At 54.1% G+C, this 22,868-nt stretch carries 18 protein-coding genes; 15 read left to right on the plus strand and 3 right to left on the minus strand.

The window, feature by feature from the left end:
• The first annotated feature begins 107 nt into the window (after positions 1–107).
• The 13 genes from Q4G72_RS11945 to groL all read left to right on the plus strand — a co-directional run bounded on the left by Q4G72_RS11945 (position 108) and on the right by groL (position 15,428).
• Entirely contained in the window at positions 108–788 is a 681-nt protein-coding gene (locus Q4G72_RS11945) for a uracil-DNA glycosylase family protein (RefSeq protein ID WP_303311655.1), read from the plus strand.
• A 148-nt stretch (positions 789–936) separates the two neighbouring features.
• Positions 937–2,037 (plus strand): Nif3-like dinuclear metal center hexameric protein, encoded by a 1,101-nt coding sequence (locus Q4G72_RS11950; RefSeq protein WP_303311656.1) that lies wholly within the window; start codon positions 937–939, stop codon positions 2,035–2,037.
• A gap of 7 nt (positions 2,038–2,044) precedes the next feature.
• Entirely contained in the window at positions 2,045–2,776 is a 732-nt protein-coding gene (locus Q4G72_RS11955; protein ID WP_303311783.1) for a zinc ribbon domain-containing protein, read from the plus strand.
• Positions 2,777–2,951: 175 nt separating this feature from the next.
• On the plus strand, positions 2,952–4,403 hold the full coding sequence (locus tag Q4G72_RS11960) for a tetratricopeptide repeat protein (RefSeq protein ID WP_303311657.1): 1,452 nt from the start codon (positions 2,952–2,954) through the stop codon (positions 4,401–4,403).
• 52 nt (positions 4,404–4,455) lie between these two features.
• The gene (gene pabB, locus Q4G72_RS11965; RefSeq protein ID WP_303311658.1) at positions 4,456–5,730 is read left to right on the plus strand and encodes an aminodeoxychorismate synthase component I; all 1,275 of its coding nucleotides are present in this window, start codon (positions 4,456–4,458) and stop codon (positions 5,728–5,730) included.
• A gap of 256 nt (positions 5,731–5,986) precedes the next feature.
• The gene (gene miaB, locus Q4G72_RS11970; RefSeq protein WP_303311659.1) at positions 5,987–7,447 is read left to right on the plus strand and encodes a tRNA (N6-isopentenyl adenosine(37)-C2)-methylthiotransferase MiaB; all 1,461 of its coding nucleotides are present in this window, start codon (positions 5,987–5,989) and stop codon (positions 7,445–7,447) included.
• Between the two features lie 176 nt (positions 7,448–7,623).
• Complete coding sequence (locus Q4G72_RS11975) at positions 7,624–8,931, plus strand: sigma-54 interaction domain-containing protein (protein ID WP_303311660.1); 1,308 nt, start codon at positions 7,624–7,626, stop codon at positions 8,929–8,931.
• Entirely contained in the window at positions 8,912–9,442 is a 531-nt protein-coding gene (locus tag Q4G72_RS11980; RefSeq protein ID WP_303311661.1) for an LptE family protein, read from the plus strand. Before Q4G72_RS11975 ends, Q4G72_RS11980 begins: the two co-directional genes overlap by 20 nt.
• A gap of 147 nt (positions 9,443–9,589) precedes the next feature.
• Positions 9,590–10,900 (plus strand): DUF8458 domain-containing protein, encoded by a 1,311-nt coding sequence (locus Q4G72_RS11985; protein ID WP_303311662.1) that lies wholly within the window; start codon positions 9,590–9,592, stop codon positions 10,898–10,900.
• Entirely contained in the window at positions 10,901–11,269 is a 369-nt protein-coding gene (gene secG, locus Q4G72_RS11990; protein ID WP_303311663.1) for a preprotein translocase subunit SecG, read from the plus strand.
• Positions 11,270–11,583: 314 nt separating this feature from the next.
• Positions 11,584–13,275, plus strand: coding sequence for a glycoside hydrolase family 26 protein (locus tag Q4G72_RS11995; RefSeq protein WP_303311664.1), 1,692 nt, complete (start codon positions 11,584–11,586; stop codon positions 13,273–13,275).
• Between the two features lie 171 nt (positions 13,276–13,446).
• Positions 13,447–13,737, plus strand: a complete 291-nt coding sequence (gene groES, locus Q4G72_RS12000) for a co-chaperone GroES (RefSeq protein WP_303311665.1) — start codon at positions 13,447–13,449, stop codon at positions 13,735–13,737.
• Between the two features lie 44 nt (positions 13,738–13,781).
• Positions 13,782–15,428: a chaperonin GroEL gene (groL, locus tag Q4G72_RS12005; RefSeq protein ID WP_303311666.1), complete on the plus strand. Its 1,647-nt coding sequence runs from the start codon at positions 13,782–13,784 to the stop codon at positions 15,426–15,428.
• Between the two features lie 461 nt (positions 15,429–15,889).
• On the opposite strand, the gene Q4G72_RS12010 is transcribed toward groL, so the two are convergent.
• The gene (locus Q4G72_RS12010) at positions 15,890–17,626 is read right to left on the minus strand and encodes a peptide MFS transporter (RefSeq protein WP_303311667.1); all 1,737 of its coding nucleotides are present in this window, start codon (positions 17,624–17,626) and stop codon (positions 15,890–15,892) included.
• 255 nt (positions 17,627–17,881) lie between these two features.
• Here Q4G72_RS12010 and pckA point away from each other — a divergent pair, with 255 nt between their 5' ends.
• Positions 17,882–19,507, plus strand: coding sequence for a phosphoenolpyruvate carboxykinase (ATP) (pckA, locus tag Q4G72_RS12015; protein WP_303311668.1), 1,626 nt, complete (start codon positions 17,882–17,884; stop codon positions 19,505–19,507).
• Between the two features lie 50 nt (positions 19,508–19,557).
• Here the strand turns inward: pckA and Q4G72_RS12020 are convergent, their stop codons facing one another.
• Both Q4G72_RS12020 and Q4G72_RS12025 read right to left on the minus strand, forming a co-directional pair.
• Complete coding sequence (locus Q4G72_RS12020; protein ID WP_303311669.1) at positions 19,558–20,529, minus strand: NmrA/HSCARG family protein; 972 nt, start codon at positions 20,527–20,529, stop codon at positions 19,558–19,560.
• 232 nt (positions 20,530–20,761) lie between these two features.
• On the minus strand, positions 20,762–21,871 hold the full coding sequence (locus Q4G72_RS12025; RefSeq protein ID WP_303311670.1) for an SDR family oxidoreductase: 1,110 nt from the start codon (positions 21,869–21,871) through the stop codon (positions 20,762–20,764).
• 167 nt (positions 21,872–22,038) lie between these two features.
• Here Q4G72_RS12025 and Q4G72_RS12030 point away from each other — a divergent pair, with 167 nt between their 5' ends.
• Positions 22,039–22,824 carry a S1/P1 nuclease gene (locus tag Q4G72_RS12030; RefSeq protein ID WP_303311671.1) on the plus strand — a complete coding sequence of 262 codons (786 nt, stop codon included), beginning with the start codon at positions 22,039–22,041 and terminating at the stop codon, positions 22,822–22,824.
• The last annotated feature ends 44 nt before the right edge of the window (positions 22,825–22,868 follow it).

Here is a 22,868-nt window from a genome sequence, read left to right on the forward strand (position 1 = left end):
ACGCCATGGCTGAGTACCTTTCCAGAAGGTGTAATTTCCTGGCTTGAGTCCATCTTTACTGTGGCTATCCTGCGCCTTAGCCTCTCATTATGCCGCATTTTTACTAGATGACTTCCTTCGCTGACCGCCTCTTACCTTTTCTAACCAATTTTCCGCTGCCTGCTGCTTTACCTGATGGTGTTTCGGCAGAAAGCCCTTACCGGCAGGCAGACGTACAGCCGTTGCTTAAGGCCTTTGCCAGGCAATACTACGCCAGCCCTGCCCCGCGGGTAGCGATGCTGGGCATTAATCCCGGGCGCTTTGGGAGCGGCCGCACCGGCGTGGCCTTCACCGACCCGGTAGCACTGGCCGATGAATGCGGCATAGCCAATCTGCTGCCCCGGCAGCGGGAGCTCTCCAGTCAGTTTATCTATCAGGTGGTGGCGGCCATGGGTGGGCCCGCCCGGTTCTATCAGAATTTCTACCTGGGCTCCCTTTACCCGCTGGTCCTGCTTCGGCAGGAGCGCAACTATAACTATTATGATTCCTCGGCCCTCACGGCGGCACTGGCAGACGATATGCGTCTTTCGCTACAACAGCAAGTACACGAGGTGGGACTACGCCGTGAAGTGGCTGTCTGCCTGGGTAGGCGCAACGCGAAGTATTTGCAGCAGCTAAACCAGGAGCTCACCCTTTTCGACCATATTGAAGTGCTGGACCATCCCCGCTATCTGATGCAATACAAACGGCGGGAGCTGCCTCAGCACGTAGCGCGGTACGTAGAAGTACTTAGCACCATTATTAAGTAGTGACTAGCATGAATCAATCATTAAAGTGTGTCACAAAGTTGCAACCCAGCCGAGCCCTGCAACTTGCGGCGCGCTCCTACCACCATTAATAAAACTACCTATGTATACTCAGCCTGCTCCAAGCCCTTCTTCCGTTAGCACCCATAAAATGTCAACCGTTGCTGACCTTGCCCGGGTGCTCGAAGCCGCCGCCCCCCTGGCCTATCAGGAATCCTACGACAACGCCGGCCTACAGTGCGGCGACCCCACCATGGAGGTGCATGGAGTGCTTATTGCTCTGGACTGCACCCCAGCCGTGGTAGATGAGGCCCTGCAGCGCGGCTGCAACGTGGTAGTAGTGCATCATCCCGTCATTTTCCGCCCCCTGAAACGCCTCACCGGGGCTAATGAGGTGGAACAGACGCTGATAAAAGCCCTTAAAAATGATGTGGCCATTTACGCTGCCCACACCAACCTGGACAATGTGCAACACGGCGTTAACCGCAAGCTGGCCGAAAAACTGGGTCTGCAGAACCTGCGCATTCTAGACCCTAAATCAGGCACTCTGGCCAAATTAATTACCTATTCCCCCCCTCCCAACACCCAAAGTATTCTACAGGCACTGTACCAGGCGGGTGCGGGCCGCGTGGGCGACTACCATGACTGCAGCTTTCGTATAGAAGGCACTGGCACGTTCACGCCCGGCGCGGGTACTCACCCCTACATTGGCCAGCCGGGTCAGCCCGAATCCGTATATGAGCAGCGGGTGGAAGTGCTTCTGCCATTGCACCTGCAGCATAACGTGCTGCGTGCGCTGCGGCAGGCTCACCCGTATGAAGAAGTAGCCTACGAAATTGTAAAGCTGGAAAACACCCATCAGGAAGTAGGATCCGGCATGATTGGTGATTTGCCGGAGCCCATGGAACCAGCGGCCTTCCGCCAACAACTGCGGGAGGCCCTGTGTGTACCCGTAGTGAAGCACACAGAATATACCCGGCCTATTCAGAAAGTAGCCCTATGCGGCGGGGCCGGCAGTTTTCTGATTGGCAAAGCCCGCAACGCCGGGGCCGATGCCTACGTGACCGGCGACCTGAAATATCACGAATATTTTGGAGCCGAAGGCAGGCTGATGCTCTGCGACGTAGGCCATTTTGAGAGCGAACAATTTACCGGGGAGGTTTTCCGGGATTTGCTTACCGCCAACTTTGGAAGTACTTTTGCGCTCTTCATTGCCGAGACCCTCACCAACCCTGTCCGTTATGATTTCTAACCCCTCTGTGGAAACCACCGTTGCCAGCAAGCTGGAAGCACTTCTGAACCTGCAGCAGCTTGACTCGCAGCTTGACGAAATCCGGCGCGTACGGGGCGATTTGCCGGAAGAGGTACGTGACCTGGAGGACGAAATTGCGGGTTACGAAGTGCGTGTAAGCAAGTTCGACGAAGAAATTGCCAGCCTCAACGAGCAAATTAAGCAGCGTAAGCAAAACGCCAAGGATGCCGATGGCCTCATCAAAAAGTATGAGGATCAGCAGCAGAATGTGCGTAACAACCGGGAATACGAGGCTATTGCCAAAGAAATTGAGCTGCAGAAGCTTGAAATCCAGATTTCTGAAAAGAAGATCAAAGAAGCCCAGTACCAGATTGAGTTGAAAAACAACGAAATCAGCGGTACCAAGCAGCGCCTGGAAGAGCGGAAGAAAGACCTCGACAACAAGAAGTCGGAGCTGGAAACCATCGTCGGTGAGAGCGAAACCGACGAGAAAAAAATCATGACCGAGCGCGAGAAGGCTGTAAAGCCTATCGAAGAGCGTTTGCTGATGGCTTATACCCGTATCCGTGGCAACGTGCGCAACGGCCTGGCCGTGGTAACGGTGAAGCGCGACGCCTGCGGCGGCTGCTTTAACACAGTGCCCCCCCAGCGCCAGGCGGATATCATTGCCCACAAGAAAATCATCGTGTGCGAGCATTGCGGCCGCGTACTGGCTGATGTGGAAGTGAAAAACGTGTAATTGCTTACCACCCGGTACTCAATACAAAAAAGGAACGGTGTTATGCCGTTCCTTTTTTGTTGGTCCATAGCGCTCCGTGCAGAACTCACCGTCAGTAGTTTGCTTTCTATCCCGATGCCAATGCCGGTCTGTGGGCCTGCTGCTGGGAGTGCTGTGTCTATTGGCGAACACAACATTGGCTAGGCAAGCCCAGCCGGAGAGCACAACCGCCACTACGTACAACTGGCCGCTTACTGCCTCTACCCGGCAGGCCTACGCTGAACTCCTAAAACTACGCGTACCCGCCGCGCGAGCCCGCCTGCAGCCCGAACTACAACGTGCGCCCAATAATGTCGGCTCGCTGCTGGTTGCCGATGGTATTGATTTTACTGAGCTGATGATTTCGCAGGACGCCCGGTTATATGAAGGGGTCATTCAGAAGCAGGATAAGCGGCTGGAATTACTGGCGAAGTCAAAAGAGCGTTCCGCGTTGCGGGCCTATGCCCTGGCGGAAATCCGGTTGCATCAGGCGGCGGCGCAGGTAGCCTTCCAGCACGAGATTCAGGGGGCCTGGAGTTTGCGGCTGGCTTATCTGCACATGCAGGAGACTGTGGGCCAGTACCCCAATTTCCTGCCAGCCCGCAAAACGCTGGGGATGCTGCAATTTTTTATCGGCTCTTTGCCGGAGGGCTACCGCTGGTTCCTGAAGCTGCTGGGGTTGCCCGGCAGCGTGGAGGCGGGTTTGCAGAATCTGCGCATGGCCGCGCGGCAGCCCCATGAGTTTCAGCCTGAGTCCCGGATTATCCTGGCTTTGGTAGAGGAAACTTATTTTAAGAAGAGCGACGAAGCCGTACAACTGGCTAAGCGGCTGGCAGCCCAGCAACCTGACAACCTATTGTTCAGCTACCTACTGATCAGCCTGCATAAAAAACAGCACCAGACAGACCAAGCCCTGTCTGCCTTCCGCGCCCGCCCCACGGGCTCGGCTTACCTGCCGGTGCCCTACCTGCACCACATGGCCGCTGACTTGCTTTTGTATCAAGGTAATTACGCGGCCTCGGAGCGGGAGAATCTACAGTTTCTGCGGGAAAGCAGGGGCCAGCACTACCGCAAGGATGCCGCTTTCAAGCTTTATCTGGCCGCTTGGCTATCCAATGATGCCCCCGCTGCCCGGCAGTATTACGAGCAGATTGAAAATGGTGGGCGCACAGTAGTAGAAGAAGACAGCTATGCGCAGCGGGTAGTGGAGGACAAGTTGCCTCTGAACCGTACGCTTACCCGCGCCCGGCTGCAGATTGACGGTGGCTACTACCGTGAAGCTCTCCGAACCCTGGCCGCCTTTCATACCACCCGCACATACCAACTGCGCGACCAACTGGAAGCCCCCTACCGGGCGGCCCGCGCCTGGCATGGCTTGGGGCAGCTGGACTCGGCCCGGCTGCTGTATGCCCGCACCATTGCGCTAGCGGGCACGGCGCCGTATTACTTTGCCCCGCAGTCTGCTTTGCAGCTAGGTTATCTGTATCTGGCTGAGGGACAAAAAAACACCGCCCGAACCTATTTTCAGAAAGCCCTGAGTTACCCTAAACACGAGTACAAGAATAGCACTGATGCCAAAGCCAAGGTGGCGCTGGCGAGCCTGAAATAGGCTCTGCATTATTAAGCATTCTGTGTCAACTGCTCTCCGCTACCTTTGTCCTGTGCTCGTTGTTTCTTACTCTTCCCTTCCTGTTTCTTCGGTCCGCTTCCGGGAGTTGGCGCTAAGCTGGGCCGGCCGCTTTCGGTGTTGTGCTTATTATACCTCCAATGGCTTGGAATACCCTTTTGGTGGTTTTCAGGACCTGCTGGCCGTCCGGAATACCCCGGCAGCTAGCCCCACTACATTGGCAGAATTAAGGCCATGGCTGCTGGGGCCTTCCAAGGCCCTGCGCTGCGGAATGCTGTCTTATGAGTTAAAGAATGAAATAGAGCCGTTGTTGCACAGCCTCCATCCGGACGGTTTAGAATGGCCGGCGTTGCAATTCTTTGAGGCCGAAATCTGGTTCCGCTTTTTAGCCGAAAGCGTGGAAATTCATGGCCCGGAATCGGTATTGACAGAGATACTTAGTTCGGAGCTGGCTGATTCGCCAACAGTTATTCCTGCTTTGCGGCCGCGAATGCCGCAGGAAGATTATTTGCAGGCAGTCAGTCATATTCAGGAGGACATTCTGAACGGGGAAGTGTATGAGTTGAACCTGTGTCAGGAGTTTTACGCCGAGCAAGCTGTGTTAGAGCCCGTTGCCCTGTTTCAGCAGCTTAATGCGGCCTCTCCCACTCCTTTTGCCGGGTTTTACAAATGGGAAGACCACTACCTATTATGCGCTTCGCCGGAACGATTTCTGCGGCGCGAAGGCAATACGCTGCTTTCCCAGCCGATAAAAGGCACCATTCGCCGGGGTAATTTTCCAGAAACGGACGCGCAGCAGCGCCACACCCTGCTACACGACGAGAAGGAGCGCGCCGAAAATCTCATGATTGTGGATTTGGTGCGCAACGACCTTGCCCGAGTAGCCGAAACCGGCACAGTGCAGGTGCCGGAGCTCTTTGGGCTGTATCCATTCCGGCACGTCTGGCAAATGATATCCTCCGTGCAGGCCCAGGCCCGCCCCGGCACTGACCTGGTGGATGCGCTGCAGGCAGCTTTCCCCATGGGCTCCATGACGGGCGCCCCTAAAATCAGGGCCATGCAGCTGATTGAGCAGTATGAGCGCACCCGGCGCGGCCTCTACAGCGGCAGCATCGGCTACGTGCTACCCAATGGCGACTTCGATTTCAACGTCGTCATCCGCTCTTTGCAATACCGCCGGGATACGGGCTACCTCAGCTTCCAGGTCGGCTCAGCTATAACCTATGACTCCGTACCAGAGCGGGAGTATGAGGAATGCCTGCTGAAAGCGCAAGCCATGCTAGAAGTACTAGGAGCGACAATTGATTGACTTTCTACTACATATCAACAATTAAGAAGGAGTTACTGGGCTGGTGACGGGCATACTCTGGTCAACCTAAGGAGCAGATTCCATTAGCATTATAACTCAGACAGTTCCTTTTATACAGGCCTACAGAAAGCAGAGAAAAGGACTAACCAGCACCTTTTTACCAGCTCAGTAGCTCTGCCATTCTGTCATTTTTGCCCTAAAAACGCTACCTTTGCTGTTCTCACGAGCTGTGAAGCTGACCCTGCGACGAATACCCATGTCCCAACCGCTGATTACCCTCGACTTCCTCGATACGCCTACGCTGCCCACACCGAGCACCGACGCTACCACCCATGCCGAAACCCCATCCGGCGAGGTGCGCGTGAGTGCCGCTACCAGCACGGGCCGCAAGCGCAAGCTATATATTGAAAGCTACGGCTGCCAGATGAACTTCTCGGACTCCGAAATCGTGTCCAGTATTCTGTTTAACGAAGGTTTTGACACCACGGAGCAGCTGGAGGGTGCTGATCTGGTGCTGCTGAATACGTGCTCTATCCGGGAGAAGGCCGAGCAAACGGTACGGATGCGTCTGTCACAGATTAACGGTCACAAGAAGCGTAACCCCGGCCTGCTGGTGGGCGTGCTGGGCTGCATGGCCGAGCGTCTGAAAAGCAAGTTTCTGGAAGAAGAAAAGCTGGTTGACCTGGTAGTAGGCCCCGATGCCTACCGCGACCTGCCCCAGCTGATTCAGCAGGTAGATAGCGGCCAGAAAGCCGTGAACGTACTGCTGAGTCGGGAAGAAACCTACGCCGACATCACGCCGGTACGCCTGAACTCGAACGGCATTACGGCCTTCATCAGCATCATGCGAGGCTGCGACAATATGTGCTCCTTCTGCGTGGTGCCCTTCACCCGCGGCCGCGAGCGGAGCCGCGACGCCCACAGCATTGTGCAGGAAGCCCGCGACCTGGTGGCCGCCGGCTACAAGGAAGTTACCCTGCTGGGCCAGAATGTGGACTCCTACAAATGGGCATCAGAAGATGGCACCGAGCAGGTAAACTTTGCCCAGTTGCTGGAAAGCGTGGCCCTCATTAGCCCCGAGCTGCGCGTGCGCTTCTCCACCTCCCACCCCAAGGATATTACGGATGAGGTGCTGCACACTATGGCGCGGCACGAGAACATCTGCAAGTATATTCACCTACCCGCCCAAAGCGGTAACACGCGCATTCTCAAGCTCATGAACCGCACCTATGACCGGGCGTGGTACGAGGACCGCGTGCAGGCCATCCGCCGAATTCTGGGGGACGAATGCGCCATCAGCTCTGATATGATTTCGGGCTTCTGCTCCGAAACCGAGGAAGAGCACCAGGATACGCTCAGCCTGATGGAGTACGTGAAGTACGACATGGCTTATATGTTCTTTTACTCCGAGCGGCCCGGCACGCTGGCCGCCCGCAAGCTGGAGGATGATATTCCGCTGGAAGTGAAAAAGCGCCGCCTGGCCGAGGTTATTGCCCTCCAGCAGCAGCACAGCCGCGAGCGGAATCTACTGGGCGTGGGCAAAGTGCATAAAGTATTGGCCGAAAACTTCTCCAAGCGCTCTGATGAGCACCTGAGCGGCCGCAACAGCCAGAACCAGGTGGTCATCTTCCCGAAAAAGCACTACAAAAAAGGCGACTATGTGAACGTGCTGGTTCATAGCGGCTCGGCCAGTACCCTGCTGGGCGAGGCAGTGTAACTTTCTGTCATCCTGAGTTCATGAAGGACCTTCTCACGTTAGCGCCGTTACTATTACCAGTACTGGTGCTTATCTGAAAAAGTAACCCGGGAGTTCAGGATGAAGATTTTTATTCTGCCTGCTGTAAAATAAGCCGCGCCGCTTTTCGTCTTCCACACGAAACTTTCCTCCTGACCTTGACACCTTCCGAAATACAAAGTATCAAACAACGCTTCGGCATCATCGGCAATGCGCCGGCACTGAACTATGCCATTCAGGTGGCGGCTCAGGTAGCGCCTACGGACATGACGGTGATGATTTCCGGCGAAAGTGGCTCGGGCAAGGAGTCGTTTTCCAAAATCATACATGCGCTGTCGCCGCGCAAGCATGGGCAGTTTATTGCTATTAACTGCGGCGCTATTCCGGAAGGCACTATTGACTCGGAACTGTTTGGCCACGAGAAAGGCTCCTTTACGGGCGCACAGGAAGCCCGCAAGGGCTACTTTGAGGTAACCAACGGTGGCACCATTTTCCTGGATGAAATTGGCGAAATGCCGCTGGGAACCCAGGCCCGCCTGCTGCGCGTGCTGGAAAATGGCGAGTTTATTCGGGTAGGATCTAGTAAAGTACAGAAGACGGATGTGCGGGTAGTTGCGGCATCCAACGTGAATCTGCTGGATGCGGTGCGCGAAGGCAAGTTCCGCGAAGACCTCTATTACCGCCTCAATACCGTTCCGATTACAGTTCCACCGTTACGTGAACGGGGCGATGATATCTATCTATTATTCCGCAAGTTCGCTACGGATTTTGCCGAGCGCTACCGCGTAAAGCCAGTGTCGTTGACGCCCGATGCGGTGCTGGAGTTGCAGCGCTTTCAATTTCCTGGCAACATCCGGCAGCTGAAGAATGTGGCCGAGCAGATGTCGGTATTGGAAACGGAGCGGGAAATAGATCTGCGCCGTTTGCGCCAGTACCTGCCCGCGGAGCAAACCAGCCGCCTGCCCATGCTGGTGCATGCGGCCGGCACGGCCACTGATGGGGCCGGCAATACCTACTCCGAGCGCGACCTGCTCTATAAGGTACTGTTTGATATGCGCCGGGATGTAACAGACCTGAAGAAACTGGTGCTGGAACTGGCCGCCGGGCAGCGCCCGCAGGAGGCACAGGAACTGGTGCGCCAGAACAGTCACCTCTTTACCAACCTCAACGTGGCGCCCTATGAGGGCGGACGCCCATTGCGGCAATCTACCGATGCCGGCTCGGAGTATTTCATTAATCCATCCGTGGATGATGCCACCGACTATGAGGATGAGGAGCAGCGCGTAGAAGACATTTCGCACGAGACAGAAGAAGAAACTCTTTCTCTCGATGCCAAGGAAAAGGAGATGATTATCAAGGCGCTGAAGAAGCACAACCACAAGCGTAAATACGCCGCCCACGATTTGGGTATTTCAGAACGCACCCTCTACCGTAAGCTCAAACAATATGATCTGGAACAGCTATAAGTGGTTGATTAGCTGCTGTATTTTAGCTGTAGGCTTTTGTGTGGCGGGTTGCCGCGTATATTCCTTCGCTGGCACCAATATTGACCCTACCGTCAAGACTATTTCTATTTCTACCTTCCCCAATAGCGCACCTAATGGGCCTTCCTCACTGGCACAGCGCTTCACGGAGGATTTCAAGGACTACTTTCAGCGTAACACCACCCTGAAGCTAATTCCGCGTGATGGTGATTTGCAGTTTGAAGGCGCCATCATTGGCTATGATATTGCTCCGGCGGCTATTGAGAAGACGGAAGGGCGTGACCAGGCCGGGCTGAACCGCCTCACAATTCAGGTAAGGGTGAAATTCACTAACACTAAAGACCCCAAGCAGGATTTCGAGCAGACGTTCCAACAGTCCGACGACTTTCCGGGCTCGCAGGATGCCACTCAAATCAATAATAGTCCGCGAGTAAGAGAAATTACGGGGCGCATTATTACCGATGCCTTTAATAAATCTGTAGCTAACTGGTAGTAGGCACCGTGTGCTTTACTGGCTAAATTGCTGTATTGTTGTTATTCGGTAGTGCACTATAAGGTGCGCACAGTGCCGTACCGCCCTTATCCGCCGCGAAAAGCTGTTGCTTTTCGCCCCTATCACCCGTCCGCAACCCTAGTTTCCATGACCCGTGCGTCCCTACTGCAGATTCTGGACCATGTAACTTCCATTTCAGAAGCTGAAACGCGGGAGCTGGAGCAGTTGGCGGCCACTTTTCCCTATTGCCAGACAGCCCATCTGCTGCTGGCCAAAGCGGCGCATGACCATGGCAGCATGCTGGCCAGCCAGCGCCTACGCCACGCGGCCACCTATGCTGCCGACCGTCAACTGCTGCGGGAACTGATTGAGCGTCAATCAAAACCTTTTGAAGCCCTGGCTGTGAGCACAGCACCGGTTGTTGCAGCATCGGCAGCAGAATCTGAGCCCGTTGTAGCGGAAGAAGTACCAACTGCCCCAGTTCCCGCTGACTCTCTTCTTCAGTCTGGTGAAGAGCTTGCTATAGTAGATTCAGCTTCTTCTCCCGCTACTCTGGACGAAGCTCCTGTTGACAGTTCCTCTATGGAAGAACAGCCCGAGACAGGAACCGAAGTAGCAGAGCACGGAGGGCCTTTTATTGAAGAACCAAAGGAAGAAATTCCGGTAGAGGCTGAGCAAGCGCCTATAGAAGAAGCTATTGAAGCTGTGCCTCTTGTAGCGGAGGTGCCTGATCAGATACACACGCCCGAAGTTTTTCAAGAGTCTGTAGCAACTGCATCTATTCCTCATCAGGATGAGCCTACCTCTGAAACGCCAGAAACTTCCCTTGTAATAGAGCCCGTAGTGGCTGAAATACGGGACGAGCTGCCACCTATAGCCCCTCCTATTCGTCCGCCGGCGGATGCGGGTATCTCCCGTTTCGAGTATGGGTTTGAAGAGCCGGAGCCGATAGTCGCGCCTGTGCTGTACCAGTTGCCCGAGCTGGAAGCCGCTACTAAAGCCGGCGTACCAGCCTTTTACGCCGATAAGGAACTAGCCTATGGCTTACCGTGTGGCAGCCGGCTGGGCTATGCACTGGTAACAAGCGGCGAAGAAGCTGTGAACCTGCCACTCTCAGCCTTTTTCGAACCCGATGCCTTATTGCTTGCGCATGCTGAGGCGAATCGGCCGGCTTCTCCGCCAGCGCCCTCCTCTTTTGACCTTATTAACCGTTTCCTGAAGATACAGCCCCGGCTGAAAGCCCCTACTACCTTGCCGCCCGTAGATGAGCAGCAGGATCTATCGGTGCGCAGTACCAGTATTGCCCCCCAGCTGGCTTCAGAGAGCTTGGCCAAAATTTTGGTGCGGCAGGGCAAATTGGCCAAAGCCATTGAAATATATGAACAGCTGATGGTGCGCCAGCCGGAAAAAAAGACGTACTTTGCCGACCAAATTAATCAACTGAAACCTTCGGAGTAGATGTACATTGCCCTGATCAGCCTAATCATTTTTGTGTGCTTGTTGCTAGCCCTGGTGGTGCTGGCCCAGAATCCTAAAGGAGGTGGCCTATCCAGCCAGTTTGGCGCAGGCGGCACCGCTCAGCTTATGGGCGTAAAGCGCACCGGTGACCTACTGGAGCGCCTGACCTGGGGCTTCGCTATTGCCCTGATGGTATTGTCGCTTGGCACTCAGATGGTGAGTCACACCTCGGGTGATTCTGCTCCCGTACGCAGCGTAAACCAACAGCGCGCTCTGGAGACCCGGGTTCCTGCTACTACGCCCGCTCCGGCACCAGCTACTCCGGCTCCTTCTACCCCAGCGCCTGCTCCGGCTACACCTGCCCAGTAAGCGCTTCGGCTCAACGAATTAATTAGCGGGTGGCTTCTCTATCAAGAAGCCACCCGCTTTTTTGTGCCCATTGACTTTTATATTTTTATTTCAAGATTAAATTATACATTTACCCACATACCAAGAGCACGTTGAATGCCTGTTTTTTTGCATTAAGAATGAATAGCATTCCTTCCAGTGCCTTGCGGCCATCTGGCGCTTCCAACTAGTGCGGTCAGCCTATCTATTTACACTTCTATACGGTGATGAAAAAGTCCGGGGTTTCTACTGCTATTGCAGTTCTATTACTTAGCCTGGCGGCTTTTACCTGGCTTATGAAAAAGGATGGCACTGGGGTGCTTTTGCAGGTGCGGACCACAGAGCCCATATTAGAGTGGGTAGAGCCGCATACCTGGGCTTCTGCCGGGGCGCTGGGGGCATCCAGCCGCAACATGCACCATTATGGTCTAAGCTGGAAGCCGGCCTCATCCTACTCGAAGTCTCTACCCATAGAACTGCCCAGGTTGCCCGCCGGGCATTCTGTTCTTCTGACCATTGAATTATGGCCTGAGCACGACGTGCTGACTGCCCAGAACGATGTTATGCAGGAACTAACCAAAGGGGCTTTCGACCAACAAATAGACCAACTGTGTGCCCGTATCGCCGCGCAAAAAAGCACTTACTACCTACGGCTGAATCCGGAGATGGAAGTGCCCGCGAAAGTATACCCCTGGCAAAACCAGGCCCCACAGGCTTTCAGCCAGGCATTCCGGTATTTCGCGCAGCGCTGCCGCAAGCTGGCCCCTCAGGTAAAAATAGTCTGGGGCCCGGCTGGCTACCCCGGCGACCTGGAATTCTGGCCGGGCAATGATGTGGTGGACGTGGTTAGCATTACCATGGGAAGTGCTTCAGAAGCACAGGCACCTGCTTATCCAGGTGGAAGCAAGGGGCAGGATGCTCTTCTCCGAAAGCTGCACCGCCTGTCTATAGTCGGGAAGCCGGTGCTTATTCTGGGCTCTCCGGCATTACCACGCCAGGAGTTTCGGCGGGAATGGCTGTTAGCTGCTACTCAGGAACTCCGTGCCCACCAACAGTGGATGGCAAAAAGCCAGCAAGCAGCCGGCCCTTTACAAAAGAGGCTCCCCGGCAGAGAGGCAGGCACCGCGCCCGTGCTGGGTGTATTAGACCGAAACCATTTGCTGGTGAATCAGCCCGCCGTTCAGGTAGAACACTTGTTCACCGATTGGCTTCAAATTATGAACGGCGGCCTACAAAAAGACCTACAAGGTGTTTTTGGCCGGAATCATGACGTTATCCTGACGGTGGAGCCCTGGAATGGGCCTGAGAAGCCCCGGGACAAGGAAGTGTTGGCCAATATCCTACGTGGCCATTACGATAAACAGATCAGGACCTTATATGGCCTCCTTTCTAATGTTCAGCACACCGTCTATCTACGCTGGGCGCATGAGATGGAAATTCCCATTACCCGCTACGCCTGGCAAAGCCAGAACCCGCTGACCTATATTAAAGCCTACCGCTACTTTACCTTATTTAATCAGGGAAATAACCCTAATATCCGAAGGGTGTGGGGGCCGGCCGGTGACCGGGGCTCCCTGGATTATTGGCCCGGCGACGACGTAGTGGATTATATCAGCATTGCTATTTATGGTCTTCCGGACAAGAATATCACGGACCATACCCAGCAGGAAACTTTCCGCGACATATTCCAGCGCAAAACCCGCCGGATGGCATTCGTGCACAAACCTATTTTCATTACCGAATTTGGCGTAAAAGGCCCTGACGATTTTCAGCAGCAGTGGCTCCAGGATGCTGCCCAAACCCTGTGGGAACACCCCGAAGTGGTAGGAGCCTGCTATTTCAATTGGCAGGACTTACCGGAAGCTTGGGGTAAAATTCAGGCCCCCGACTGGAGTATTACCCCCGCCGCCTTTCAAAAATTTGCCGCCAGCCTAGGCGTCTCTTCCACTCAGACTGTGCCTAGCAGTAGTATGGCCAAAGCGGACTGAGGATTAGGCGCTGCTGGCATAACCTGACACAGTTGGCAGATTTCAAGGAAAAAACTGCCTGTAAAAGTGGGCCGGGCGTTCATTCTGTCAGGTTTGATGGGGCTGGCACAAGAAGTGCGGACTGCGGGCACACGCAACCTTTGTGTACACCCTTCATCCAAAACATACTTTATGTCACTTAGCATGAAACCACTGGCTGACCGCGTCATCATCGCGCCAGCCGCTGCCGAGGAGAAAACCAAATCGGGCATCATCATTCCCGATACGGCCAAGGAAAAGCCCCAGCGTGGCGAAGTAGTAGCCGTAGGCGAAGGCAAAGTGGCCGACAACGGCACCACCATTAAGCCCCAGGTGAGCGTAGGCGACCAAGTGCTGTATGGCAAATATGCCGGCACGGAAATCACCATTGAGGGTCAGGACTACCTCATCATGCGTGAGTCCGATATCCTGGCCGTGCTCTAAGCCCAGCCTTTTTCTCTTCTGATTTCATTCTTCTGTAAAATAAGATGGCTAAGAACATCCAATTTGATACCGACGGCCGCGACAAACTGAAGCGCGGCGTAGATAAACTGGCTAACGCCGTGAAAGTAACCCTGGGCCCTAAAGGCCGCAACGTGGTTATCGACAAGAAATTTGGCGCTCCTACTATTACTAAGGACGGTGTAACCGTGGCCAAAGAAATTGAGCTGAAAGACCCGATTGAAAATATGGGGGCTCAGCTAGTGAAAGAAGTAGCCAGCAAAACCGCTGACCAGGCCGGTGACGGTACTACTACCGCTACCGTACTGGCCCAGGCTATTTACACCGCTGGCTCCAAGAACGTAGCCGCCGGTGCTAATCCCATGGACCTGAAGCGCGGTATTGACAAGGCGGTACACGCAGTAGTGGCTAACCTGAAGCAGCAGTCCAAGAAGATTGAAAACTCTTCGGAAATTGCCCAGGTAGGCGCTATTTCGGCCAACAACGACATGGAAATCGGTCAGATGATTGCCGATGCTATGGACAAAGTGGGCAAAGAAGGCGTAATTACTGTGGAAGAAGCGCGTGGCACCGAAACCGAAGTAAAAACGGTGGAAGGCATGCAGTTCGACCGTGGTTACCTCTCCCCTTACTTCGTGACTAACGCGGAGAAAATGGAAGTGGAGCTGGAGAACCCCTTCATCCTGATCTACGACAAGAAAGTAAGCACCATGAAGGAGCTCCTGCCCGTGCTGGAGCAAGTGGTGCAAACCGGTAAGCCACTGGTTATCATCTCCGAAGATGTAGACGGTGAGGCTCTGGCTACCCTGGTAGTAAACAAGCTGCGCGGCTCGCTGAAAATTGCCGCTGTAAAAGCTCCCGGCTTCGGCGACCGTCGTAAGGCGATGCTGGAAGACATTGCCGTTCTCACGGGCGGTACTGTTATCAGCGAAGAGCGCGGCTACAAGCTGGAAAATGCTACGCTGGAGTATCTCGGCCAGGCGGAGAAAATCATCATTGACAAGGACAACACGACCATTGTTAATGGTAAAGGCGACAAGGAAGGCATTACCGGCCGCGTAAACGAAATCAAAGCCCAGGTGGAGAAAACCACTTCGGACTACGATAAGGAAAAGCTGCAGGAGCGTCTGGCCAAGCTGTCGGGCGGTGTTGCTATCCTGTACATCGGTGCTTCTACGGAAGTAGAGATGAAGGAGAAGAAAGACCGTGTTGACGATGCCCTGCACGCTACCCGCGCCGCAGTAGAAGAAGGTGTAGTGCCCGGTGGCGGTGTTGCCCTGGTGCGCGCCCTCGAATCGTTGGACGCAGTTAACACCCTGAACGGCGACGAGCGTACCGGTGTAAACATCATCCGCACAGCGCTGGAAGCACCCCTGCGTACCATCGTGCAGAACGCCGGTGGCGAAGGCTCGGTAGTAGTACAGAAGGTGCGCGAAGGCAAAGGTGACTACGGTTACAATGCCCGCGAGGACCGCTACGAAAACCTGATGGCCGCTGGTATCCTCGACCCCACCAAAGTAACGCGTCTGGCCCTGGAAAATGCCGCTTCAATTGCCGGCCTGCTCCTGACCACCGAGTGCGTTATTTCGGATGAGCCCGAAGATGACAAAGCTGGCGCTGGTGCCGGTGCTGCCGGTATGGGTGGCATGGGTGGTATGGGCGGCATGATGTAAGATCATCCGTCTGGTGCCGTTACAGGCCTGGATGATTAAAAGCCCCACTGGACTTATCCAGCGGGGCTTTTTGCATTACTAGCAGACTCTATTTTTTATTGATCAGCTGTTTGCTCAGTACAATTAGCAGAGTCACTAAAACGAACAGGCCTCCGGTTGCCCATTTCATAAATCTATAGTCAGCACAAAGGTCTCGGCCTGACACCAGAGAAAGGCAACTGTCCGCCCCTGTTTCATATTTTAGACTGACTTGCACGCTAACCATGCTCAACCCGGCGCACAGAACTGCGAAGCTGGAGAGTATTATCAGGACTGTATGCACACGGTCTGACATAAACTATATAGGTGCTATAAAGCAATGAATGCCGCTGCCAATCAAACAACTTCAAAACTACTGCTAAATCAAAAGCCCTGATGACTTATTAAGTCATCAGGGCTTTTGATAATCACTGGAGCTAGCGCTACGCTGTTACGGGCTCCTCCATCATGGTATAGAGGCGCTTGTAGATGATGAACAGAATAAACGATGCTACAGCCGACATGCCCACGAAAATCATAAAGAAATCATAGAGGCTGGTGATTTGGAAGCCGAGGAAAGTAGGCCAGTGGGAAGTCAGTTCCAGGCTGCTGAGTTTGGCGGATACGTCGGCGGTAGCCTGCGCGGTGCCGTTCAGGATGGCGGGCAGGTTGATGCCTTCTTTGGCCGCTTTAGCAAACTCGCCGGGGCCGGGAGGATACAGGCCGGAGAGTACCCCAGCCAGCTTGTTGCCGGCAGCCGTAGCCAGGAACCACACTGCCATCAGCAAGGAGGCAAAGCGGGCAGGTGCCAGCTTATTTACCAAGGCCAGGCCAATGGGCGATAAGCAAAGCTCGGCGAAAGTGTGGACCATGTACATGGTGATAAGCCAGAACATGCTCACTTTGGTGGTGGCATCCACACCCTTCACCCCGAAGGCAATGATAAGGTAACCAATGGCCATCAGCATCAGGCTGATCGACATTTTCAGGGGCGAAGAAGGCTCGGCGCCCCGCTTGCCCAGCCAGGTCCAGAGGACAGCGAAGATGGGAGCGAAAATAATGATGAACAAAGCATTGGCCGACTGGAAGTAAGAAGCCGGTACCACGGACGAACCCAGTGTACGATCCGTCTGCTCATCTGCAAAGAAGGTGAGCGAAGCACCTGCCTGCTCAAACGTGCCCCAGAAGAAGATTACGAAGAAGCTCAGGATGAAAATTACGTAGATCTTCTGTTTTTCGCGGGCCGTGAGCGTGGGGTCCGTGAGGATAGTAATAGGGGCTACAATCATGGCCGAGAAGACCAGCGCGCCTATCCAGTCGCGGTTCATGAGCCAGGCAATGGCGGCATATACTACGGCAAACAGGCCAATGAGCATGGGCAGCTTGCTGGCGAAGCTCTTGGTGGGCTGGCTAATAGTTTCGGCCCGCACCGGAGCATCAGTTTGTGTGGGTACTACGGGGGAGTGTTCAACGCTGCGCTCAGGCTTGGCGCCTAGTGGCGCGCCGCTGGACGTAACTACGTACTTATTCTTGAGCAGCTCAAAAGTGATGGTGCCAAACAGCATACCAATACCAGCGGCCAGGAAACCCCACTTAAAGTCGGCGGGGTTGCCGGTATCACCCAGGGTACCACATACCAATGGCGACAGGAAGGCGCCCAGGTTAATACCCATGTAGAAGATGGTGTAGGCGGCATCAATACGCTTATCGCCGGCGGGATACAGCGTGCCCACCATGGAGGAGATATTGGGCTTGAAAAAGCCGTTACCGAAAATCAGACAGCCCAGACCCAGGAAAAACAGCATAAGTTGCATCTGGGGAGCATCTGTCTGGCCCGTCTGGTATAGAGACGCACTAAAAAACAAAGCAAACTGGCCGGCAGCCATTAGCAGGCCACCAAACAAGATGGAGCGGCGGTTGCCCCAGTAGCGGTCAGCCACGTAGCCGCCCAACAGCGGCGTGAGGTACACCAAGCTAGTGTAGTTACCATAAATGAGCGACGACATCTCCTTGTTCATCAGGAGGGCCTTGATCATGTACAGCGACAAGAGGGCGCGCATGCCATAATAGCTGAAACGCTCCCACATTTCTGTGGCGAACAGTACGTACAGGCCCCGAGGGTGGCCGCTTTGCGCGGCTACGGGCGGCTGTTCATGAAGAGCAGCAGATGTTGTTTGCATGAATGGTAATTGAGTGAGGAAAGAAGAGGAAGGAGCCCTGTTCGCTGCAACCGAATGAGGGTTGGTAAATCTACAAAACTTTCCAAATTGAGTAGAGTTTCCTATGAATTCGCTAGAAAGAGGCAAATGACCTCAAATTACGAAAGCGAATTTTCGCTATTTTAAATTGGCTTATCTACCAAGTCGGGTTTTTGTCTATTTTTGTCTTCCGATTCCCCATTTTCCCACCCACCCTTTAACCTCGTTTTCGGCCCCATGCAAGATTATGCCGCCAACGTTCTCCCACGCCTTCAGCCCCTTGGCTTTACGCGCACTACCGGTCCGGTCCACCTGAACCTTACCCCCGCCGAGCTGATAGAGCAGGCTCTTCGCCGCGGCGAAGGCTACCTCACCGACACTGGCGCCCTGATGGCCGACACCGGTAAGTTTACTGGCCGCTCGCCCAAAGACCGGTTTGTGGTGAAAGATGCCTCCACCGAAGAAAGCGTTTGGTGGGGCGACATCAACATAGCCTTTGACCCAGCGAAATTCGACCAGCTGCAGACCAAAATGGTGCAGTACCTGGCCGACAAAGAGCTATTTGTGCGTGATGCTTATGCCGGTGCCCACCCCGACTATCAGCTGAAGCTCCGCGTGGTAAACGAGTTGGCCTGGCACAACCTGTTCTGCTACAATATGTTCCTGCGACCCACCCAGGGTGCTGACACCAGCTGGACGCCCGATTTCAGCATTATTTGCGCCCCCGGTTTTGAGGCTGATCCGGCAGTAGATGGCACCCGACAGAGCAACTTCGCTATTCTGAACTTCGAGAAGAAGATGATTCTGATAGGCGGAACTGGCTATGCCGGCGAAATGAAGAAAGGCATCTTTGGCGTGCTGAATTATCTGCTGCCCCACGAAAAAAACACCTTGAGCATGCACTGCTCGGCCAACGTAGGCGAAAAAGGTGACACCGCTATTTTCTTCGGCCTTTCCGGCACGGGCAAAACCACCCTTTCCGCTGACCCCAACCGCGGCCTCATCGGAGATGATGAGCACGGCTGGATGCCCGGCAACGCTGGTATCTTCAACTTTGAAGGTGGCTGCTACGCCAAGGTAATTGACCTGAGCAAGGAGAAAGAGCCCCAGATCTGGGACGCTATTCGCTTTGGCTCTATTGTAGAGAATACGCGCTTCATCCCCGGCACCCGCACGGTAGATTATGCCAACAAGTCGGTAACGGAAAACACCCGTACGGCCTACCCTATTGGCTTCATTGATAATGCGGTGGAGCCTTCTGTGGGTGGTGTGCCGAAGAACATTTTCTTCCTCACGGCCGATGCCTTCGGCGTGCTGCCTCCCATCAGCAAGCTGGATAAGTGCCATGCCATGTACCACTTCATGTCTGGCTACACCGCTAAGGTAGCAGGTACAGAAGTTGGCATTACGGAGCCTCAAACCACTTTCTCGGCCTGCTTTGGCCAGGTATTCCTACCGCTGCACCCCACCAAGTATGCGGAGATGCTGGGCAAGAAAATGGAGGAACACGATGTAAATGTGTGGCTCATTAATACGGGCTGGACGGGTGGCGCCTACGGCGTGGGCCACCGCATGAAGCTTAGCTACACCCGCGCTATGATTACTGCCGCCTTAAATGGCGAGTTGCAGGAGGTAGAGTTTGTGAAACACCCGGTTTTTGGGGTGGAAATGCCGATTTCACTGGCGGGCGTGCCTGCTGAAATCCTAGACCCGCGTAACACTTGGGAGGATAAAGAGGCATACGATAAGACGGCTGCTTCGCTGGCAGAGAAATTTGTACATAACTTCCAGAAGTACGCTGATTTCGCTAACGAAGAAATTCTGGCTGGCGCTCCTAAAATAGCTGCTGAGGCAGGCGTATAATTTTAGCGTACAGTTAAAAAGCCCCACCAACAATTGTTGGTGGGGCTTTTTTATTTACTGGCACTTGCCATTTGCTCTATCTGTAGCTTCGCAGCATTTTTCGCCACCCAATCATCGAAGGTTTGCAGATCGGGGTTTAATTCTCGCGCAAACTTAAGGTCGCGGGTCTTTGCGACCTGGTCGGCAAAGTCATGGTAGAACTGGAACATATTGCCCAAATCGTCGGCGCCGGGAAAGCCGAAGTTGCGGTACGTATCGGGAGTTATATGGTGGTAGACTACCTTCCTGCCCAAAGCCTTTGATAAGCTAGCCGCCATTTGCTGACAGGTAATATGCTCCCCGGCTATGCCGATGGTCTTCCCAATCAGCTCCTTCCCTTTTTTAAAGATACCGTAGGCGCATTTTCCGATATCTTCTGCTGCCATGCCCGATAGTTTCTTGTCGCCCATAGGAAAAGTAATGGCTAACTCCCCGCCGGGGCCAGGTTTTGGGCCCATGCCAAAATAGAGAAGATTCTCCCAGTAGAAGGAGGTAATCAGAAAGGTAGTAGGCACACCCAAATCCCGGAAATATTGGTCTGCTTGGCCTTTGCCATCAAAGTGAGGCACTTTGTACTTGCCCTGCAGCGTGGGCATCCGGTTATCCGTGAGTGGGACAAAACGGCGCGTATCTTCCAGCGTAGACCAGATGACGTGCTGCAGGCCAGCCGCCTTAGCAGCCTCGGCCATGTTACGGGCTTCGGCGACTTCACGCTCGGGTGAGTAATGGTCCCAGAAGAAGGTGACGCAGTAAGCGCCATAAGCTCCCTGTAATGCCTTCCGCAGGCTTTCAGGATTATCAATGTCGGCGGTAACAACTTCGGCTCCTAAACTGGCCAGTTTTTGGGCCTTGTCAGATTCGGGGTGGCGGGTAACAGCGCGCACTCCGAATTCGCTGGAAGGGTCATTCAAAATGGCACGGGCCAGCCCGCCACCCTGGGCCCCAGTGGCCCCAAATACAACGATTATCTTCTTGTCAGCCATAAGTGTTGTCGTTAAAACGGATAGATAATTACTGATAATCCGAAGGTACAAAACACATATTTAATATAAAATTGCATATAATCCATATAACAAATCCAATCAATTGAGTCTGCTGGACAATGCCATTTCGGTCGCATGACAACACCTCAGTTATGCTTAGTGCAGGTTTAAAAAGTACAAAAGCCTCGCTGACGACTATCAGCGAGGCTTTTGTATTATAGGCCAGGCAGGGTTAGTGCACGCTGGGATTGGGCTCGGTTGGATAGGTAAACTGCGTATCGATATTAGCCTTTTCCTGATGGCCGTTGCCCCCCTCGGTGGTATAGCCATTACCTTTCTTGGTGCGGCCTAGCAACGACACCAAAGCCAGCCCGGCTCCTACGGCTAAAGCCGTTCTCAAAATAGGCTTACTAGTGGAAGCCTCCGTGTAGTAACTGGTTTCGCGGGTATGACCGGGGTAGTTGCCACGCTCCTGCAAAGAGCCGGAGGCGCGGTCCAGGCCATTCTGGGCGAGGGGCCGCGGTGCATAATCGGCTTTCTCCTGCTTTACAAATACATTTTCCATAAAAGAGTCGTGAAGGCCAGGAGCCCAGTGGGCCATACCCGTTATCATTTTGCCACCACCACCAACGGTTATTTCGCGCTCAGGCGTTTCGCAGCAGTGCAGAATAGCTCGTGCTACGGTTTCAGGGGCATAGGCTGGCGGCGCATGCTTGGCTTCACGCTCCATGTAGTTCTTGGCGTGTAGGGTGTAAGGGGTATCAATGGCTGCAGGCTTGATGAGCGTAACGGCAATGGGCAGTTCATCCAAGGAAAGCTCCATCCGCAAGCCATCGGTGAAGCCTTTCACGGCATGTTTGCTGGCACTGTAAATGCCCTGCAGAATAGCCGTGCTTTCTGAGAGAATGCTGCCCACGTTAATAATAACTCCGCCGTGCTGGCGCAGGTGCTTCACTGCCTCCAGGGAGCCGTACACCACCCCCCAGACGTTCGTCTCGAAGAGCTTACGCATATCCTCTATTGGAATATCCGTGAGCTTACCATAAATGGATACCCCGGCATCATTTATCCAGGTATCAAAGCCCCCAAACCGTTGCAGTGCTTTGCGGGCAATGTTATGAACATCCTGCTGCCGGCTTACATCAGCCACCACATACGTAGCCTCACCGCCCTTCTGCTCAATTTCATGAGCTAGCTCCCGTAGGGCGTCTTCACTGCGCGCCGCCAGCACTAAACGGGCACCCTTTTCGGCGGCCATGCGGGCCGTTACCAGTCCAATACCGGAAGAAGCACCGGTAATTACAATCACCTGGTCTTTTAGTTTCTTCAGTTTAGGTGTCATCGGCAAACAGATTTAAATGATAGGATAGAATGACCTGCCTTCTTTTACGGAACAAACTGCATTCTGACAGTATAAAATATGGCCTTCAATAGGCTTTCAGCCCCATTATGCAGCCATCCAGTAAAAAGCGGGTAATTTGCGGCGTCGTTTATCTCTTCCTTATTTCCATGTTGAAACGTTTCTTTTCGGTGGCCTTGCTGCTGCTTTCTCCTGCTATTGTTTGGGCCTGGGGAGTAGATGGCCACCGCGCCGTAGGCCGCATTGCCGAGCAGCATTTGTCCCGCAAAGCCAAGCGCGAAGTGCACCGCCTGCTAGGCACTGAAACCCTGACCATGGTGAGCACCTGGCCGGATGAGGTACGCTACTACCCTGATTTCAAGCACACTGCTCCCTGGCACTATGTTAATACAGCTTCTGGCCTCAATCAGGAGCAGTATCTGCAGGCGCTGAAAGGCCAGACGGAGCCAAATGCCTACAATATGCTGCAAGCCAAGCTGCAGGAGTTGAAAGACCCTAACAAGTCACAGGCAGAGCGAGTGGCGGCGCTGAAGTTTGTAGTGCACCTGGTAGGCGATGCACACCAGCCCCTGCACGCCGGCCACGCCGAGGACAAAGGCGGCAACGACATTAAAGTAAAATTCCGCGGCAAGGACACCAACCTGCATAGCCTCTGGGACAGTGGCCTGCTTGATTATCAGGGCCTGACCTACACTGAAATGGGCTGCCAGTACGACCACAAGCTGCCACATCAGCTGGTACATCAGTGGCAGCGCACGCCCATGGAGCAATGGTTCTGGGAATCGTATCAGGACAGTGAGAAGATTTATCAGGAAGCGCCCACTGGTACGGATATCGACTACAACTATTACCCTGCCCATTCTGAGCTCATGAAGCGGCGCATTCAGCAGGCGGGTATCCGGCTCGCCGAGGTGTTGAACAAAACGCTGGGTTAACCCCTTTTCTCTAAAAACAGCAAGGCCCTGGCACTGATAAGTCA

Source organism: Hymenobacter sp. BT730 (assembly GCF_030542105.1).
Lineage (GTDB): Bacteria > Bacteroidota > Bacteroidia > Cytophagales > Hymenobacteraceae > Hymenobacter.